Origin of the sequence: Streptomyces sp. NPDC058291 (assembly GCF_042880855.1) — a bacterium.
GTDB lineage: Bacteria > Actinomycetota > Actinomycetes > Streptomycetales > Streptomycetaceae > Streptomyces.
In genome coordinates this window covers 1-17,885 of sequence record NZ_JBHVYK010000034.1, presented here as the reverse complement: position 1 = coordinate 17,885, position 17,885 = coordinate 1, and the positions used below count along the sequence as shown (strand labels likewise).

17 protein-coding genes are annotated in these 17,885 nt (G+C 73.6%); 12 read left to right on the top strand and 5 right to left on the bottom strand.

Annotated features, from left to right (window positions below):
* The first annotated feature begins 27 nt into the window (after positions 1 to 27).
* The 8 genes from ACFVYK_RS18915 (at position 28) to ACFVYK_RS18880 (ending at position 10,321) form a co-directional block, all read left to right on the top strand.
* The gene (locus ACFVYK_RS18915) at positions 28 to 645 is read left to right on the top strand and encodes a TetR family transcriptional regulator (RefSeq protein WP_389775097.1); all 618 of its coding nucleotides are present in this window, start codon (positions 28 to 30) and stop codon (positions 643 to 645) included.
* Positions 646 to 729: 84 nt separating this feature from the next.
* Positions 730 to 2,967, top strand: a complete 2,238-nt coding sequence (locus ACFVYK_RS18910; protein WP_389775095.1) for a molybdopterin oxidoreductase family protein — start codon at positions 730 to 732, stop codon at positions 2,965 to 2,967.
* A gap of 141 nt (positions 2,968 to 3,108) precedes the next feature.
* Positions 3,109 to 4,539, top strand: a complete 1,431-nt coding sequence (locus ACFVYK_RS18905; RefSeq protein WP_389775092.1) for a CitMHS family transporter — start codon at positions 3,109 to 3,111, stop codon at positions 4,537 to 4,539.
* A 19-nt stretch (positions 4,540 to 4,558) separates the two neighbouring features.
* Positions 4,559 to 5,806 (top strand): MFS transporter, encoded by a 1,248-nt coding sequence (locus ACFVYK_RS18900; RefSeq protein ID WP_389775089.1) that lies wholly within the window; start codon positions 4,559 to 4,561, stop codon positions 5,804 to 5,806.
* Between the two features lie 103 nt (positions 5,807 to 5,909).
* The gene (locus ACFVYK_RS18895) at positions 5,910 to 6,689 is read left to right on the top strand and encodes a hypothetical protein (protein WP_389775086.1); all 780 of its coding nucleotides are present in this window, start codon (positions 5,910 to 5,912) and stop codon (positions 6,687 to 6,689) included.
* Entirely contained in the window at positions 6,676 to 7,407 is a 732-nt protein-coding gene (locus ACFVYK_RS18890; protein ID WP_389775083.1) for a class F sortase, read from the top strand. Before ACFVYK_RS18895 ends, ACFVYK_RS18890 begins: the two co-directional genes overlap by 14 nt.
* Before the next feature lie 428 nt (positions 7,408 to 7,835).
* Complete coding sequence (locus tag ACFVYK_RS18885) at positions 7,836 to 9,224, top strand: aldehyde dehydrogenase family protein (protein WP_389775081.1); 1,389 nt, start codon at positions 7,836 to 7,838, stop codon at positions 9,222 to 9,224.
* A 14-nt stretch (positions 9,225 to 9,238) separates the two neighbouring features.
* The gene (locus ACFVYK_RS18880; protein WP_389775078.1) at positions 9,239 to 10,321 is read left to right on the top strand and encodes a Zn-dependent alcohol dehydrogenase; all 1,083 of its coding nucleotides are present in this window, start codon (positions 9,239 to 9,241) and stop codon (positions 10,319 to 10,321) included.
* A gap of 18 nt (positions 10,322 to 10,339) precedes the next feature.
* On the opposite strand, the gene ACFVYK_RS18875 is transcribed toward ACFVYK_RS18880, so the two are convergent.
* From ACFVYK_RS18875 to ACFVYK_RS18865, 3 genes are all read right to left on the bottom strand, one after another.
* Entirely contained in the window at positions 10,340 to 11,437 is a 1,098-nt protein-coding gene (locus ACFVYK_RS18875; protein WP_389775216.1) for a DMT family transporter, read from the bottom strand.
* A gap of 233 nt (positions 11,438 to 11,670) precedes the next feature.
* Positions 11,671 to 12,471: an ArsR/SmtB family transcription factor gene (locus ACFVYK_RS18870; protein ID WP_389775075.1), complete on the bottom strand. Its 801-nt coding sequence runs from the start codon at positions 12,469 to 12,471 to the stop codon at positions 11,671 to 11,673.
* 95 nt (positions 12,472 to 12,566) lie between these two features.
* Entirely contained in the window at positions 12,567 to 13,202 is a 636-nt protein-coding gene (locus tag ACFVYK_RS18865; RefSeq protein ID WP_389775072.1) for a TetR/AcrR family transcriptional regulator, read from the bottom strand.
* Positions 13,203 to 13,281: 79 nt separating this feature from the next.
* On the opposite strand from ACFVYK_RS18865, the gene ACFVYK_RS18860 reads away from it, so the two are divergent.
* The 3 genes from ACFVYK_RS18860 to ACFVYK_RS18850 all read left to right on the top strand — a co-directional run bounded on the left by ACFVYK_RS18860 (position 13,282) and on the right by ACFVYK_RS18850 (position 15,434).
* Positions 13,282 to 14,433, top strand: a complete 1,152-nt coding sequence (locus ACFVYK_RS18860) for an acyl-CoA dehydrogenase family protein (protein ID WP_389775214.1) — start codon at positions 13,282 to 13,284, stop codon at positions 14,431 to 14,433.
* Positions 14,434 to 14,492: 59 nt separating this feature from the next.
* On the top strand, positions 14,493 to 14,735 hold the full coding sequence (locus tag ACFVYK_RS18855) for a YiaA/YiaB family inner membrane protein (protein WP_389775069.1): 243 nt from the start codon (positions 14,493 to 14,495) through the stop codon (positions 14,733 to 14,735).
* Positions 14,736 to 14,807: 72 nt separating this feature from the next.
* A complete protein-coding gene (locus ACFVYK_RS18850; RefSeq protein ID WP_389775066.1) occupies positions 14,808 to 15,434 on the top strand; it encodes a TetR/AcrR family transcriptional regulator in 627 nt (208 codons plus the stop codon).
* A 41-nt stretch (positions 15,435 to 15,475) separates the two neighbouring features.
* Here the strand turns inward: ACFVYK_RS18850 and ACFVYK_RS18845 are convergent, their stop codons facing one another.
* A complete protein-coding gene (locus tag ACFVYK_RS18845) occupies positions 15,476 to 15,937 on the bottom strand; it encodes a MaoC family dehydratase (RefSeq protein ID WP_389775064.1) in 462 nt (153 codons plus the stop codon).
* 130 nt (positions 15,938 to 16,067) lie between these two features.
* On the opposite strand from ACFVYK_RS18845, the gene soxR reads away from it, so the two are divergent.
* Complete coding sequence (soxR, locus tag ACFVYK_RS18840) at positions 16,068 to 16,556, top strand: redox-sensitive transcriptional activator SoxR (RefSeq protein ID WP_389775061.1); 489 nt, start codon at positions 16,068 to 16,070, stop codon at positions 16,554 to 16,556.
* Between the two features lie 6 nt (positions 16,557 to 16,562).
* On the opposite strand, the gene ACFVYK_RS18835 is transcribed toward soxR, so the two are convergent.
* Positions 16,563 to 17,630 (bottom strand): RNA ligase (ATP), encoded by a 1,068-nt coding sequence (locus ACFVYK_RS18835; RefSeq protein WP_389775059.1) that lies wholly within the window; start codon positions 17,628 to 17,630, stop codon positions 16,563 to 16,565.
* Positions 17,631 to 17,885 lie beyond the last annotated feature (255 nt).

Here is a 17,885-nt window from a genome sequence, read left to right as displayed (position 1 = left end):
TTCACCTGGACGCGGCGGAAAGGCATCATGAAGCCCGTGCCCCAAGCGACATCGCTCCGTCGTGCGCCCGTGCAGCGGCGCAGTGCCGAACGGCTGACCCGGATCCTCGACGCCTGCGCCGGCCTGCTGGACGAGGTCGGCTACGACGCCCTCACCACCCGGGCCGTGGCCGAACGCGCCGGCGTGCCCATCGGCTCGGTCTACCGCTTCTTCGGCAACAAGCGGCAAATGGCCGACGCGCTCGCGCAGCGCAACCTGGAGCGTTACGCGGAGCGCGTGACCGAGCGTCTGCGGGAGGCCGGCCGGGGCGACTGGCGGGCCGCCATGGACGCCGTGCTCGACGAGTACCTGGCCATGAAGCGCACCGCGCCCGGCTTCTCCCTCGTCGACTTCGGCAACCAGATCCCGGTCGGCGCCCGGCACGCCGAGCCCAACCACCGCGTCGCCGACCGCCTCACCGACCTGCTTGCCGACTATCTCGTCCGCACCCCCGACGACGATCTGCGGCGCACCTTCCTGATCGCCGTCGAGACCGCCGACACCCTCGTCCAGCTGGCCTTCCGGGTGGATCCGCAGGGCGACCCCAGGGTGATCGACGAGATTCGCGAGCTGCTGCGCGCCTATCTGGCGCGGACCCTGGACTGACGCTCGCGGCCCGCCCCCTCCCCCCAGGCCATACCGGTCGGTATGCTCACCCGGGACAAGGCACTGCCGCCCCCAGGAGGACCCGTGTCCCGCACCGCCCTGCGAATCTGCCCGTTGTGCGAGGCCACCTGCGGGCTCACGCTCACCATCGAGGGGACGAAGGTCACCGGCGCCCGCGGCGACCGGGAGGACGTCTTCAGCAAGGGCTTCATCTGCCCCAAGGGCGCCTCCTTCGGCGCCGTCGACGGCGACCCCGACCGGCTGCGGACACCGCTGGTGCGCCGCGACGGGGAGCTGCGCGAGGCCACCTGGGAGGAGGCCTTCGACGCCGTCGCCGTCGGCATCCGGCCGGTCGTCGAGCGGTACGGGGCGAACTCCGTCGGCGTCGTCCTCGGCAACCCCAACGTGCACACCATGGCCGGCGCGCTCTACCCGCCCGTGCTGATCGCCGGCCTCGGCACCCGCAGCCTGTTCACCGCCTCCACGGTCGACCAGATGCCCAAGCACGTCTCCAGCGGCCTGCTCTTCGGCGACGCGGGCGCGATCCCCGTGCCGGACCTCGACCACACCGACCACCTGCTGCTCATCGGCGCCAACCCGCTGGAGTCCAACGGCAGTCTGTGCACCGCCGCCGACTTCCCCGGCAAGCTCAAGGCGCTCAAGGCCCGCGGCGGCGCCCTCACCGTCATCGACCCGCGCCGCACCCGCACCGCCCGGCTCGCCGACCGGCACATCCCGATCCGGCCGGGCACGGACGCCCTGCTGCTCGCCGCCATGACCCAGGTGCTGTTCGAGGAGTCCCTCGTCGACCTGGGCGAGTCGGCCCCGCACGTCGAAGGCCTCGACGAACTCGCCGAGGCGATACGGGAGTTCACCCCCGAGGCGGTCGCCGGCGCCTGTGACGTGGACGCCGCGCTGATCCGCGCCCTGGCCCGCGAACTCGCCGCCGCCCCCGCCGCCGCCGTCTACGGCCGCATCGGCAGCTGCACGGTCCCCTACGGCACCCTCGCCAGCTGGCTCGTCGACGTCCTCAACATCCTCACCGGCAACCTGGACCGGCCCGGCGGCGCGCTCTTCCCGCAGGCCGCCACCGACCGCACCCCCCGCCCGGCCGGACCCGGGCACGGATTCCGGCTCGCGCGCTGGCACTCCCGGGTGAGCCGGCACCCCGAGGCCAAGGGCGAGCTGCCGCTCTCCGCGCTCGCCGAGGAGATCGACACCGCCACCGACGAGGGCGAGCCGATCCGGGCGCTCATCGCGGTGGCCGCCAACCCGGTCCTGTCCGCGCCGGACGGCGACCGGCTCGACAAGGCGCTCGACGCCCTCGACTTCATGGTCAGCGTGGACCCCTACCTCAACGAGACCTCGCGCCACGCCGACGTCGTGCTGCCCCCGCCGCCGCCCTCGCAGAGCCCGCACCACGACTTCGCCTTCAACGCCCTCGCCGTGCGCAACCAGGTCCGCTACACCCGCCCGGCCGTCCCGCTGGAGCCCGGCCGGATGGCCGAGACCGAGATCCTCGCCCGGCTGACCCTGGCCGCCACCGGCATGCACGGCGCCGACCCCGGCGCCGTCGACGACCTGGTCGTCGGACAGACCCTCGGCAAGGCGGTCGAGGAGCCGCACTCGCCCGTGCACGGCCGCGACCCGCGCGAACTCGCCCGGCAGCTCACCGGCGACACCGGCCCCGAGCGCCGCCTCGACATGATGCTGCGCCTCGGCCCCTACGGCGACGGCTTCGGCGCCCGCCCGGACGGACTGAACCTGACCCGGCTGCTCGCCGCGCCGCACGGCATCGACCTCGGGCCGCTGCGCCCGCGCCTGCCCCAGCCGCTGAAGACCCGCAGCGGCCGCGTCGAACTGCTGCCGCGCCCGATCGCCGACGACCTCCCGCGCCTGCGGGAGGGCATGCGCCGCAGCACGGACGGACTCGTCCTCGTCGGCCGGCGGCACCTGCGGTCCAACAACAGCTGGATGCACAACGTCCCCGCCCTCACCGGCGGCACCAACCGCTGCACCCTGCACATCCACCCCGAGGACGCCGAGCGGCTCGGCGTGCGCGACGGCGAGCCGGTGCGGGTGAAGGGCGCCGGCGGCGAGGTGACGGCGCCGGCCGAGATCACCGACGGGGTGCGACGGGGCGTCGTCAGCCTGCCGCACGGCTGGGGCCACGACCGTCCCGGCACCCGCCTGAGCCACGCCTCCACGGACCCCGGCGTGAACGTCAACCAGCTTCTCGACGGCACTCTGCTGGACCCCCTGTCGGGCAACGCCGTCCTCAACGGAGTGCCGGTGGAACTCGCCGCCGTGTCGGCACCGTGACCTGAACAAAGCTGTGACCTGGACTTTTGCGCTTATTGCTCGCAGGTCAACGTCTTGTTAACACCGTTTGAACGGACCTAACGTCGACCCACCGCCGACCCCCAGGTGGGATGTTCAAGGGCGAACGTTAGGTATCCATTCATGCTCACCATCCTCGGCTTCGCCATGATCGCGACCTTCCTGGTCCTGATCATGCTGAAGAAGATGTCGCCGATCGCGGCGCTCGTGCTGATCCCGGCGCTCTTCTGCGTCTTCGTCGGAAAGGGCGCCAAGCTCGGCGACTACGTCCTCGACGGCGTCACCAGCCTCGCCCCGACCGCGGCGATGCTCATGTTCGCCATCGTCTACTTCGGTGTGATGATCGATGTCGGCCTCTTCGACCCGATCGTCCGGGGCATCCTGAGGTTCTGCAAGGCCGACCCGCTCCGCATCGTCATCGGCACGGCGCTGCTCGCCGCGATCGTCTCCCTCGACGGCGACGGCTCCACCACCTTCATGATCACCGTCTCGGCGATGTACCCGCTGTACAAGCGCCTGAAGATGAGCCTGGTCGTGATGACCGGCGTCGCGGCCATGGCCAACGGCGTGATGAACACCCTGCCCTGGGGCGGCCCGACCGCCCGTGCGGCCACCGCGCTCAAGGTCGACGCCGGCGACATCTTCGTGCCGATGATCCCCGCCCTGGCCGTGGGCCTGCTCTTCGTCTTCGTCCTCTCCTACGTCCTCGGCCGCCGCGAGCGCACCCGGCTCGGCGTGCTGACGCTGGACGAGGTCCTGGTGGAGGGACACGTCCACGAGAAGGAGAAGGCCGAGCAGACGGAGACCGTCCTCGTGGGCGCCGGTGGCTCCGGCCCGGCCGGGACCGCCGGGCCGGCCGCGGGCTCCGGCCCGGCCGTCGCCCTCGGCGACGACGACGCGAGCGAGGACGGCTTCCCGGGTCTCGACCCGCACCGGGCCACCCTGCGCCCCCGGCTGTACTGGTTCAACGCGCTGCTCACGGTCGTGCTGCTCACCGCCATGATCATGGAGTGGCTGCCCATCCCGGTGCTGTTCCTGCTCGGCGCCGCGCTCGCCCTGACCGTCAACTTCCCGCACATCCCCGACCAGAGGGCCCGGCTCGCCGCCCACGCCGACAACGTCCTCAACGTCTCCGGCATGGTCTTCGCCGCCGCCGTCTTCACCGGCGTCCTGCAGGGCACCGGCATGGTCGAGCACATGGCCACCTGGATGGTGGACGTCATCCCCGCGGGCATGGGTCCGCACATGGCGCTCGTCACCGGCGTACTGAGCCTGCCGCTCACCTACTTCATGTCCAACGACGGCTTCTACTTCGGCGTCCTGCCGGTGCTCGCCGAGGCCGGCGCGGCCCACGGCGTCACGCCGCTGGAGATGGCCCGCGCCTCGCTCGTCGGCCAGCCCCTGCACATGTCGAGCCCCCTCGTCCCGGCCGTCTACGTCCTCGTCGGCATGGCCAAGGTCGAGTTCGGCGACCACACCCGGTTCGTGGTGAAGTGGGCCGCCTGCACCTGCCTGGCGATCCTCGGCGCGGGCGTCCTGTTCGGGATCATCTGATCCGCCCGTGGAGGAACGCATGAGGCCCGGTGGGAACCGCGGCTGGCTGCTCCGTCTCGTCATCGCCTTCGGCTTCGCGCAGGGGGCGGTGTCGATGGCCCGGCCCGCCGTCTCCTACCGGGCCCTCGCGCTGGGCGCGGACGAGCGGGCGATCGGCGTCATCGCGGGCGTGTACGCCCTGTTGCCGCTCTTCGCCGCCGTGCCGCTGGGCCGGCGCACCGACCACGGCCGCTGCGCGCCCCTGCTGACCGTCGGCGTGGTGCTGATATCCGGCGGCTGCGCGCTGAGCGGTGTGGCGGGCTCGCTGTGGTCGACGGCCCTGTGGAGCGGAGTGATGGGACTGGGCCACCTCTGCTTCGTCATCGGGGCCCAGTCGCTGGTGGCACGTCAGTCCGCGCCGCACGAACAGGACCGCAACTTCGGCCACTTCACCATCGGCGCCTCCCTCGGACAGCTCGTCGGCCCGGTCGCCGCGGGAGCGCTGATCGGCGGCGACGACATGGCGGACAGCAGCGCCCTGGCCCTGCTCGTCGCGGGCGCGGGCGCTGCGACGGCGTTCACCTCGCTGTGGCGCATCGAGCACCGCGAGAGGGCGCCCGACGCCGGTGGCGGGGCGGGCGGTCGCGTGTCCGTCGGTCGCATCCTGCACACGCGGGGCGTCCCGGCCGGCATCCTGATCAGCCTCTCCGTGCTGTCCGCGACCGACGTTCTGACCGCGTACCTGCCGGTGGTCGGCGAGCACCGGGGCATCGCGCCGACCGTGGTCGGCGTTCTGCTCAGCGTCCGCGCGGCGGCGTCCATCGCGTGCCGGCTCGTCCTCACCCCCCTGCTGCGACTGCTCGGCCGGACGGCGCTGCTCTGCGTGACGTGTCTGCTGGCGGCCCTGCTGTGCGCCGGGATCGCGCTGCCGGCGCCGGTGTGGGCGCTGGGCGCGATCCTCGCCGCGCTCGGGTTCTGTCTCGGGGTCGGCCAGCCGCTGTCCATGACGACGGTGGTCCAGGCCGCGCCGGACGGCGCCCGCTCCACCGCCCTCGCCCTGCGCCTCACCGGCAACCGGCTCGGTCAGGTCGCCGCGCCCGCCGCCGCGGGTCTGGTGGCCGGGGTCGCGGGCGTGGCCGCGCCGTTCGTGATGGTGGGGGCGCTGTTGCTGCTGTCGTCGGGGGTGGCCGTGCGGTCGTCCGGCGGTCCGCGGGACGGCGAGGGAAGGAAGGCGGACGCGTCCGGTCGCCGGTCCGGGGCTCGGTTGCGCCGGTCGAGCGATGTCTGACGGCGCGTCGGGCGGCGCTCCCACACTCGGGGACGCCGATGTGAAAGAGAGTCAGGTGCAAGAGCGATTTATATGAAAATCGTCCTGACTCGGAGGAATGCGCATGTCCAGCTCGACGCTCCCGCCCGCCTTCGGCACCCGCCTCGGCGCCACGGCCCTCACGGTGCTCGCCGCGGCGGGCTTCACCTGCCTCGCGGCGCCGTCCGCCACGGCCGTAGGGGAGGCCGGCGACATCAGGATCCACCGTGAGCAGGTCCCCCCCGGCGTCTCCAAGGACGACCCGGTGGCCTGCCGGTTCTACCTCGACGCCGCCAACTTCGGAGAGCTGCCGGCCGTCGGCTACACCATCAAGGCGCGGCCCCCGGCCGCCGACACCGCCACCGTCACCGGCACCATCACCCTGACCGACGGCGCCGGGCACACCGACACCCTGGGGCTGGCCGAGGGGTCCTACACGCTCCAATGGACCCTCCCCGCCGCCGCCCCCGGCGTCCCGCCGGCCCCCTCGCCCAAGGTGAAGGTCTTCAAGATCAGCTGCCCCGAGGGCCAGCGCGGCGGCAACGAGGGCCCCAACCGGCCGATCACCGACGACGGTCGCGAGGTCGCGGCCCAGAACGGCCCGGGCGGCCCGGGCGGCGGCGGTGGTCAGGGCGGCAACGGCCAGAGCGGCAACGGCCAGAGCGGCAACGGGCAGGGCGGCGGCAACTGGAGCGGTGAGAAGGGCAGCGGCCCGGCGGGCGGCGTCCACGCCGGCGGCGGCGGTCTCGCCGACGCCTCCCGGTCCTTCACCCCGCTGGCGGGCGCGGCGGCCGTCGGCCTGGTCGCCCTCGGCGGCGTCGCCTACTTCCGCCTGACCCGCCGGCGCAACCATGGTGCCGCGTAGGCGCGTACGCAGGCCGTGGTACCGCAGGCGTGCCTTCCGCCTCACCAGGACGGCCGTGCTCACGGTCGTCCTGGTGACGGTCGGAGTCCGGTGCGGGGGGCACGACGGCCCGGGCGCACCGGCCCGGGCGGGCCAGGCGGCCTCCGGCGCCGCGGCCGCCCCGGCTCCCGGAGGCGGGGGGGAAGAGGACCGGACGGAGGGGAAGAAGGGGTCCGAGCGGTCCGAGCCGCCCGAACGGCCCGAGCCCCCGCCCCGCCCGCTGCCCCGGTCTCCGGCGACCGCCCTGCGCGTGCCCTCCCTGGGCATCGACGCGCCGATCGTCCCGCTCCGGCTCGGCCCCGACCGGCACCTCGGGACGCCGCCGGTCGACGAACCCAAGCTCGTCGGCTGGTACGCGGGCGGCCCGACCCCGGGGGAGCGGGGCACGGCCGTCGTCGTCGGCCATCGCGACACCAAGACCGGCCCCGCGGTTTTCGCGGGCCTCGCGCGCGTCGCCCGCGGCGCCCGGATCGAGGCGCGGCGCGCCGACGGCCGCACCGCCGTCTACACCGTGGACCGGGTGCGGGTCTTCGACAAGGCCACCTTCCCCGACAAGGAGGTGTACGGCCCGAGCAAGCGGCCCGAGCTCAGGGTTCTGACCTGCGGGGGCCTCTTCCACCGCGCGACGGGGTACACCAGCAACGTCGTCGTCTTCGCCCACCTGACCCAGACCCGCTGACCCGGCGCCGGGCCGTGCCCGCCGTCCGCGCCCGGAAGGACCGCGCGCCCGGCGCTGGTGAATCAGCCGGTCCGGTATCTCACCGATCGGACAACGGCGTCCGATCCGGCCCCCTCTCTTCCCCCGGCCGGGCACGGTCCGCCAGCTTCCGTGACGCACAAGCCTCGTCGACCCGCACGGGGCGGACCGGACCGCGGAGCACCAGCGCCCCGGTGAGTCCCCGAGGACACCTGTCATGGGGCGCGAGGTGATCGTCGGGCTGCGTTCGGAGGCCGTCCGCATCGCCACGGCGGCCGGTTCAGCCCGGCCCCGGCCCGGCTGCCCGACCTGGACGAGTGAGCAGACGCATCCCCCGTGTCCCCTGGTGCCGGAAAACTAACGACGCTAGTTTAGGTCGCGGACGACGAGGACCGCCCGGAGGGAACGCGATGAAGGCACACGACGGCATCTACCTCGACGGCGCGTGGCGCCCGGCCGCGGGCCAGGACGTGATCGAGGTCGTCAACCCGGTGGACGAGCAGATCATCGGCCGGGTCCCGGCGGCCGAAGCCGACGACGTCGACGCCGCGGTGCGCGCGGCCCGGGCCGCCCTGCCGGGCTGGGCCGCGACACCGCCGGCCGAACGCGCGGCCCGCCTGACCGCCCTGCGCGACGTCCTGGCGGCCCGCAAGGACGAGATCGCCGAGACCGTCACCGCCGAGCTCGGCTCGCCCCTGGCCTTCTCCCAGGCGGTCCACGCGGCCGTGCCGATCGCGGTCGCGGCCTCCTACGCCGAACTGGCCGCGACCCACGCCTTCGAGGAGAAGGTCGGCAACTCCACCGTCTTCCACGAGCCGGTCGGCGTGGTCGGCGCGATCACCCCCTGGAACTACCCGCTCCACCAGATCGTCGCCAAGGTCGCCCCGGCCCTCGCCGCCGGCTGCACCGTGGTCCTCAAGCCCGCCGAGGACACCCCGCTCACCGCCCAGTTGTTCGCGGAGGCGGTCCACGAGGCGGGCGTACCGGCCGGCGTGTTCAACCTGGTCACCGGCCTCGGTCCGGTCGCCGGGCAGGCCCTGGCCGAACACCCCGGCGTCGACCTGGTCTCCTTCACCGGCTCCACGGCCGTCGGCCGACGGATCGCGGCGACCGCGGGCGCGGCCGTCAAGAAGGTCGCCCTCGAACTCGGCGGCAAGTCCGCCAACGTCATCCTCCCGAGCGCCGACCTCGCCCGGGCCGTCAACGTCGGCGTCGCCAACGTGATGTCCAACTCGGGGCAGACCTGCAGCGCCTGGACCCGGATGCTCGTCCACCGCAGCCAGTACGACGAGGCCCTCCGGCTCGCCGCCGCGGCGGCCGCCAAGTACGCCGACCGCATCGGCCCGCTCGTCAACGCCCAGCAGCGCGAGCGCGTGCGCGGATACATCGAGAAGGGCGTGGCCGAGGGGGCCCGGCTGGTCGCGGGCGGCCTCGAAGCGCCGCGCGAGCAGGGCTGCTTCGTCAGCCCCACGGTCTTCGCCGACGTCACCCCCGAGATGACCGTCGCCCAGGAGGAGATCTTCGGCCCGGTGCTCTGCGTGCTGCGCTACGAGGACGAGGAGGACGCCCTGCGCATCGCCAACGGCACGGTGTACGGTCTCGCCGGCGCCGTGTGGGCCGGCGACGAGGCGGAGGCGGTGGCCTTCGCCCGCAGGATGGAGACCGGCCAGGTCGACATCAACGGCGGCCGCTTCAACCCGCTCGCCCCCTTCGGGGGTTACAAGCAGTCGGGCGTCGGCCGTGAACTCGGCGCGCACGGCCTCGCCGAGTACCTCCAGACCAAGTCCCTCCAGTTCTAAGGGAGTCACCGAACATGGCTGTCCGCGCCGTCGTACTCCCCGCCGTCGGGGCTCCCCTGGAGATCACGGAGATCGACCTTCCCGAGCCGGGCCCCGGCCGGGTCCGCGTCCGGCTCGCCGCCGCCGGGGTCTGCCACTCCGACCTGTCCCTGTCGGACGGCACCATGCGGGTGCCGGTCCCCGCCGTCCTCGGGCACGAGGGCGCCGGCACGATCGTCTCCGTCGGCGAGGGCGTCGAACACCTCGCCCCCGGCGACCGGGTGATCCTCAACTGGGCGCCGTCCTGCGGCGACTGCCACGCCTGCTCGCTGGGCGAGGTCTGGCTGTGCGCCAACGCCCTCGCCGGGACCGCCGAGGTCTACGCCCGCACGACGGACGGCACCGACCTGCACCCCGGTCTGAACGTGGCCGCCTTCGCCGAGGAGACCGTCGTCCCGGCCTCCTGCGCGCTGCCCCTGCCGGACGGCATCCCCCTCACCGACGCGGCCCTCCTCGGCTGCGCCGTCCTCACCGGCTACGGCGCCGTCCACCACTCCGCCAGGGTCCGATCCGGCGAGACGGTCGCCGTCTTCGGGGCCGGCGGGGTCGGCCTCGCCACCCTCCAGGCCGCCCGCATCGCCGGCGCATCGACGATCGTCGCGGTCGACGTCTCCCCGGAGAAGGAGGAGCTGGCCCGGGCGGCCGGCGCCACCGAGTACGTGGTCGCCTCCGAGCGGACCGCCCGCGACGTCCGCGCCCTCACCGGCGGTCAGGGCGTCGACGTGGCCGTCGAGTGCGTGGGCCGCGCGGTCACCATCCGGACGGCCTGGGAGTCGACCAGGCGCGGCGGCCGCACCACGGTCGTCGGCATCGGCGGCAAGGACCAGCAGGTCACGTTCAACGCCCTGGAGCTCTTCCACTGGGGCCGCACCCTCTCCGGCTGCGTCTACGGGAACTCCGACCCGGCGAAGGACCTCCCGGTCCTGGCCGGCCACGTCCGGGCGGGCCGGCTCGATCTGAGCGCCCTGGTCACCGAACGCATCGGTTTGGCGGACATCCCGGCGGCCTTCGACACCATGCTCGCGGGCAAGGGCGGCCGGGCGCTGGTCGTGTTCTGACCCGCGCTCCCCGGGCGGTCAGCCCGCCCGGGGCCCGACCTCCTGCTCCGGCCGAGGCTCCGGCTCCGCAACCCCGGCCGCCCCCGCCGGCGCGTCTCCGACCCCGGCTTCCCCCACCTGCGCCGCGTCTCCGACCCCGGCTTCCCCCACCTGCGCCGCGTCTCCAGCCCGCGCCCCTCCTGCCGCCTGCGCCTGTTCCACCGCCCGCGTCGCGGGCTCCGGCGGTGTGCGGGGCTTCGACCGGGACACGGCCACCCCCGCCAGACACAGGGCCCCACCCGCCAGGGTGAGCGCCCCCGGCACCTCGCCCAGCACCAGCCAGGACATCAGGACGACGAGCGCGGGCACCGCGTACGTGGTCGCCCCCATCCGGCTCGCGGTCGTCCGGGCCAGGGCGTAGGCCCAGGTGGTGAAGGCCAGCGCGGTCGGGAAGACGCCCAGGTAGACCATGTTGAGCGTCGCGGACACCGGCGCGACGGCCGCCTCGTGGACCAGCTGTCCCGCGAACGGCAGACACACCACCGCCCCGATGACGCACCCGGACGCCGTCACCTGCAGAGCGCTCGCCCGCCCCAGGGCCGGCTTCTGGGCCACGACGCCGCCCGCGTAACCGAACGCGGCGAGCAGGCACAGCACCACGCCCAGCACCGACGATCCTCCCTCGCCCGACATCGACAGTCCCACCGCGACCGCGCCCGCGAACGACACCGCCATCCCGGCCAGCAGCCGCGGCGGCATCACGTCCCCGAGCAGCCGCGCGCCGAGCAGGGCGATGAGGATCGGCCCGATGTTGACCACGAGTGCCGCCGTCCCGGCGTCCACCTGCTGCTCGCCCCAGTTGAGGACGACCATGTAGAAGCCGAACCACAGCACGCCCGACACGGCGATCCCGCGCCACGCGGACCTCGGCGGCCACCCCGCGCGCCGTACGGCGCAGATGACCCCCAGCACCACCGCGCCGGAGACCAGCCGGCCCAGTGCCAGCGCCCCCGGCGAGTAGGCGTCGCCCGCGCTGCGGATCGACACGAAGGCGGAGGCCCACAGCACGACGGTCACGGCGGCGGCGCCGGCGGCGAGCAGTTCTGTACGACGTTCGGCGGGCCGGGGAATGCTCATCATGGTCCTCAGGCTAGGGGGGTGGGTGATGCGGGCGCCCATGGATCGGGGGGGCGTGAATCGGGGCGTGAACCGTGGACGCGGATCGTGGACGCGGATCGCGGACCGGGCATCCGACGCGGCAGCTTACGATCACGCTGTTGCTGTTGCTGTTGCTGTTGCTGTTGCTGTTGCTGTTGCTGTCGCCGTCGCCGTCGCCGGCTGCGGCTGCGGCTGCGGCTGGTGCTGCGGCGTCAGCGCAAGGTCGCGGGCTGGATGCCCAGCAGGTCGGCCAGCGCCCGTTCGCCCCGCGCCGTCACCTTCACGGCCCGCTCCGAGCCGATGCGCACGCACCATCCGGCGTCGAGGGCGTGCCGGCACAGGGCCGCACCGGCCGCGCCCGCCAGATGGGGCCGCCGCTCGGTCCAGTCGAGGCAGGCGCGTGCGAGCGGCCGTCGGGTGGCCCGGTCGAGGGCGATGCCGCCGGCCTCGAACCACCGCACGCCCGCCGCGGTCAGCGCGAAGCCCGCGCCCGGCTCGCCGGGGACGGGCCGGGCACCGGCTGCGGCGGACGTCCGACCGCCCGCCGCCGCCGATGCCGGCGCGGGACCGAGCAGGCGGCGCTCGACGAGCGCGTCGGTGAGGGCGATGCCGAGCCGGCCGGCGAGGTGGTCGTAGCAGGTGCGCCCCCGGGCCATCGCCGAACCGGCCGTCGAGGCGCGCAGACCGCGGGGCCCGCGGGCGGGGTCGGGGGAGACCTGGGCGGCGAGTTCCTCCACGAGCTGGGCGACCCGGGCGTCGAAGAGCCGTACGTACCGGTGCCGGCCCTGCCGTTCCTCGGCCACCAGCCCGCCCGCGACGAGCTTGCCCAGGTGCTCGCTCAGCGTCGACGCGGCCACCCCCGCGTGCCGGGCCAGCTCGCCGGCGGTCCATGCCCGTCCGTCGAGCAGGGCCAGCAGGCAGGCGGCCCGTGTCTCGTCGGCGATCAGCGCCGCGAGCGCGGCCAGCCCCGGCGCCCGGACGTCCCGGCGGTTGCCGGCGTATGCGTTGTCCACGTCCCCAGCATGAGCGACGAACACTTCGGCGCCCGCCGAACCGTGCCGGGCCGGTGCGTCCGCCGCCCCGGCCCGCCCCGGATCCCGCGGGATGCCTACCGGGGCAGCTGCTCGAACTGGCCGGCCAGTCCGTCCAGCAGGGCCGCCAGGCCGGTCTCGAACGCCCGCTCGTCGATCTTCTCCTGCTGCTCGGCGAGCAGGTGGGCCTGGCCGAGGTGCGGATAGTCGGCGGGGTCGTAGGCGCTCACGTCGTCGACGAAGCCGCCGGCGAACGAGCCGAGCGCCGAGCCCATGACGAAGTACCGCATCAGCGCGCCGATGGAGGTGGCCTGCGCGGGCGGCCAGCCGGCCCGGACCATCGCGCCGTACACCGCGTCGGCCAGCCGCAGTCCGGCGGGACGCCGGCCGGGGCCCTGGGCGAGCACCGGGACGATGTTCGGGTGGTCGCGCAGGGCGGCACGGTAGGAGACGGCCCAGTCGTGCAGCGCGGTGCGCCACGCGCGGTCGTCCTCGAACATCGACAGGTCGACCTGGGCGCTCACCGAGTCGGCGACCGCCTCCAGGATCTCGTCCTTCGTGCGGAAGTGGTTGTACAGCGAGGGTCCGCTCACCCCCAGTTCGGCGGCGAGCCGACGCGTGGAGACGGCCGCGAGACCCTCCGCGTCCACGAGCGCCCGTGCGGCCTGGACGATCCGGTCGGTGCTGAGAAGGGGCTTGCGCGGTCGGGCCATGGCGCACATAGTAGGGCTGCGCGCTGTAAACTAGCAGTGCTAATTTAAAGACAGACTTCGTCGGTGGGGTGATCTCGTGGTGAACCTGGGGCTCAGCGAGGAGCAGGCGGCCGTGCAGCGGCTCGCCAAGGAGTTCGTCGACCGGGAGATCGCTCCGCACGTCGTCGCCTGGGACCGGGCCGAGGAGGTCGACCGGTCCCTCGTGAAGAAGCTCGGTGAGGTCGGTTTCCTCGGCCTGACCGTCGACGAGGAGTACGGCGGCTCGGGCGGCGACCATCTCGCCTACTGCCTGGTGACCGAGGAGCTGGGCCGCGGGGACTCGTCCGTGCGCGGGATCGTGTCCGTCTCCCTGGGGCTGGTCGCCAAGACGATCGCCGCGTGGGGGAGCGAGGAGCAGAAGCGCCGGTGGCTGCCGGGGCTGACCTCCGGCGCGTACGTGGGCTGCTTCGGCCTGACCGAGCCCGGCACCGGCTCGGACGCCGGCAACCTCACCACGCGCGCGGTCCGCGACGGCGACTCCTACGTCGTCAACGGCGCCAAGACGTTCATCACCAACGGCACCTGGGCCGACGTCGTCCTGCTGTTCGCCCGCTCGACCGACGCCCCGGGCCACAAGGGCGTCTCCGCGTTCCTCGTCCCCACCGACACCCCCGGTCTGACCCGGCGCGCCATCCACGGCAAGCTCGGGCTCCGCGGCCAGGCGACCGCCGAACTGGTTCTGGAGGACGTCCGCATCCCCGCCTCCGCGCTGCTGGCGCCCGAGGGCAAGGGATTCTCCGTCGCCATGTCGGCGCTGGCCAAGGGCCGGATGTCGGTCGCCGCGGGCTGCGTCGGGATCGCGCAGGCCGCCCTGGACGCGGCGGTGCGGTACGCGGGCGAGCGCGAACAGTTCGGCCGGACCATCGCCCACCACCAGCTGATCCAGGAGCTCATCAGCGACATCGCCGTCGACGTCGACGCGGCCCGGCTGCTGACCTGGCGGGTCGCCGACCTGATCGACCGCGGCCTGCCCTTCGCCACCGAGTCCTCCAAGGCCAAGCTCTTCGCCTCGGAGGCCGCCGTGCGCGCCGCGAACAACGCGCTGCAGGTCTTCGGCGGCTACGGCTACATCGACGAGTACCCGGCGGGCAAGCTGTTGCGCGACGCCCGGGTGATGACCCTCTACGAGGGCACGAGTCAGATCCAGAAACTGGTCATCGGACGGTCGCTGACGGGGGTCTCGGCGTTCTGAGTACGTCCTGAGTACCCGGACGGATGTGGCGCGGGCCCTGCCTCGGCGAGGCTGGCGGCATGAGCGACACACCGGTCAAGCAGAACACCGCCGCCTTCTACGGCCAGGCGGTCGCGTCCTTCGCCGTGGCCATGGCGGCGACCGCCATCGGTATCTTCCGGTTGCACGCCGACGCCTGGGTACGCGGCTTCCTCGCGATCGCCGTCCTGTATCTCGTCACGTCCGCCTTCACCCTGGCCAAGGTGATCCGCGACAAGCAGGACGCCGCGGCCCGGGTGTACAGCCCCTTCGAGAAGCTCTGAGCGGGCACTCTAAGCGAGCGCTCAGTTTCGGCTGTATGGTGTAGCTCCTGCAGCGAGAGGGGCGAACCAGCGATGAGTGCGGCGGAGGAGACGGCCGGCGGCGAGATCGAGCCGTGGGAAGAGGTCACCCCTGACGCGGCCCGGCGACTGCTGGTGGCCGCGGTGGAGGCCTTCGCCGAGCGCGGCTACCACGCGACGACGACCCGCGACATCGCGGGCCGCGCGGGCATGAGCCCGGCCGCCCTCTACATCCACTACAAGACCAAGGAAGAGCTGCTCCACCGCATCAGCCGGATCGGCCACGACCGCGCGCTGGACATCCTGCGCACGGCGGCCGCCGGCGAGGGCGACGCCACCCGCCGCCTCGCCGAGGCCGTGAGCTCCTTCGTCCGCTGGCACGCCGGGCGGCGCACCACGGCACGGGTCGTCCAGTACGAACTGGACGCGCTCGGCCCCGAGGCCCGCGCCGAGATCCTCGACCTGCGCCGCCAGGTCGACGCCGAAGTGCGCGGGATCATCGAGGACGGCGTGGCCACGGGCGAGTTCGACGTGCCGGACGTGCACGGGACGACCCTCGCGGTGCTGTCCCTCTGCATCGACGTGGCCCGCTGGTTCAAGGTCGGCGGGCCGCGCACGCCCGACGAGGTCGGCGCGCTGTACGCCGACCTCGTGCTGCGGATGGTGGGCGCGGCGAAGTAGCCGCACCGCGCCCGCCCCCGCGGGTCAGAGGCGGCCCCGGGTCACAGGTAGTACCGGGACACCGACTCCGCCACGCACACCGGCTTGTCCCCGCCCTCGCGCTCCACGGTGAAGGCGACGGCGACCTGGACGCCGCCGGGGACGTCCTCCACGCCGGTGATCGTCGCGGTGGCGCGCAGTCGCGAGCCGACCGGGACCGGCGCCGGGAAACGGACCTTGTTGGTCCCGTAGTTGACGCCCATCTTCACGTTCTCGACCTTGATCAGCTGCGGGCCGAAGAGCGGCAGCAGGGAGAGGGTGAGGTAGCCGTGCGCGATGGTCGTCCCGAAGGGGCCGGCGGCGGCCTTCTCCGGGTCGACGTGGATCCACTGGTGGTCGCCGGTGGCCTCCGCGAAGAGGTCGATGCGCTTCTGGTCGACGTCCAGCCAGTCGGTGTGACCCAACTGCTCGCCCACCGCCGCCTTCAGATCGTCGGCGGACGTGAAGATCCTCGGCTCTGCCATGTCTGCGGCCCTCTCGCGTCACTAGCTGCCCATGTCACCGTGCCATAGGTCTAAGCGACTGCTTAGCATGGTCCGCCGCCGAGCCGATGTCAACGGACCCGGCGACGAGCCGCTGGGTAGGGTGCGAGGGATGCCGCAGATTCCCGAGAAGGTCCACGAACTCACGGTCGGTCAGCTCGCCGCGCGCAGCGGCGCCGCCGTCTCCGCCCTGCACTTCTACGAGTCCAAGGGCCTGATCAGCAGCCGCCGCACGGCCGGCAACCAACGCCGTTACCACCGTGACGCGCTGCGCCGCGTCGCGTTCGTCCGCGCGGCGCAGCGGGTCGGGATCCCCCTGGCCACGATCCGCGAGGCCCTGGCCGAGCTCCCCGAGGAGCGGACCCCGACCCGGGAGGACTGGGCCCGCCTCTCCCGGGCGTGGCGCGCGGAGCTGGACGAGCGGATCAAGCAGCTCAACCGGCTGAGGGACCACCTCACCGACTGCATCGGCTGCGGCTGTCTGTCCCTGGCGACCTGCGTCCTGTCGAACCCCGACGACGTCTTCGGCCGGCGGGCCTCCGGCTCGCGGCTGCTGGTGGAGCAGGGGGGAGCCGGAGACCGCGCGTGCGGGGACCGCTGAGCCGCGTCACTCGTACTCGGTGCCGCCCTTGCGGGTCAGATACGCCCCGCTGACCGCCTTGGCGATCGCCCTGCCCCCGGTCACCGGGCTGTGGCGCTCGACGGCCGGCCGGATCACCACCCCCTCGCGCAGGTGCAGCCCGCGTCCCGAGACCGTCTCCCGGCCGGTGGCGATCTCCAGGATCCGCTCACTGTCGTACGGGCCCTCGAACAGGCGCGGGACGAGGGGCAGTTCGCCCGCCAGGAGCTGCGCCGCGTCCAGCCAGCGGACCGTGCCGTCGAGGTCGGCGCAGACGTCGAACACCGCGTACCCGAGGGTGTCGCGCCGCCCGTCCGCGCCGTACGTCAGGTCCTGCACGCCGGCTCCGTAGACCTCCCCGAAGACGCCGATCCGGCGGGCGCCGAGCCGGTCGGCGAGGCGGGCCGCCGCCTCGGGGACGCCGTGGCCGCGCACGGCACGCCAGTACAGGTTGCGCGGATCCTCGGTCAGGGCGAGGGACTTCGCGCCGAAGCCCTTCGAGGAGACGTACACCCGCTTCTCGTCGGCCGCGTACGTCAGCAGGCAGGCGGAGCCGTGCAGTTTCTCGGTCACCACGACGGGCTCGCCCGGCTCGAAGATGCCGGGATAGCGCTGGATGTTCTCGATGTCGACCCACGGCAGCAGGTCCGGCGCGGCCTCGACGTCGCCGTTCATCGTCGGCGGGACGGGCGGCACCCACTTGACGATGCCGAGTCGCTCCGCGAAGTCGGTGCCCTCGGCCGCCGCGCGCGCCAGGTCGACGCCGGCCAGCGCCTCGGGCCGGCACACGATCCCCTGCGACAGCTCGCCCCGCAGCCGCACGGCCTTGACCCGGTCCGACGCGCTGCCCGCCAGCCGCCCGGTCAGTCCGAGCTCCTCGACCAGCGCCGCGGGAAGCACCGACTGCTCGGGGATGTACAGGGCCGCCTCGCCGGTGCGGTAGGCGCCCTTGGCCACCACGGCCCGGTACAACCCGACCTGGGCCAGTTCGAGGGCGTCGGCGTTGGGGTGTTCGTGGACGGTCAGCACTTCGGCGGTGACGCGCAGCGTCGACATCGGTGGCTCCTCAGGGACTCGATGGGTCCTCAGACGGGTTTCATCGGCCCTACTGTCCCCGCCGGAAATCGGTGGAGCGACCGGATTAGCCGCTGCTAGCGTCAGGTGCGGCCGACGCTGCGGGTCCCGGTCGAGCCATGCCCCTTCACGCACGAGCCGGTCTCCGTCGGACCCCTCAGGCCTGAGACTGCCGCTGCCCGCGCTGCCCGCGCTGCCCGCGCTGCCCGCGCTGCCCGCGCTGCCCGCGCTGCCCGC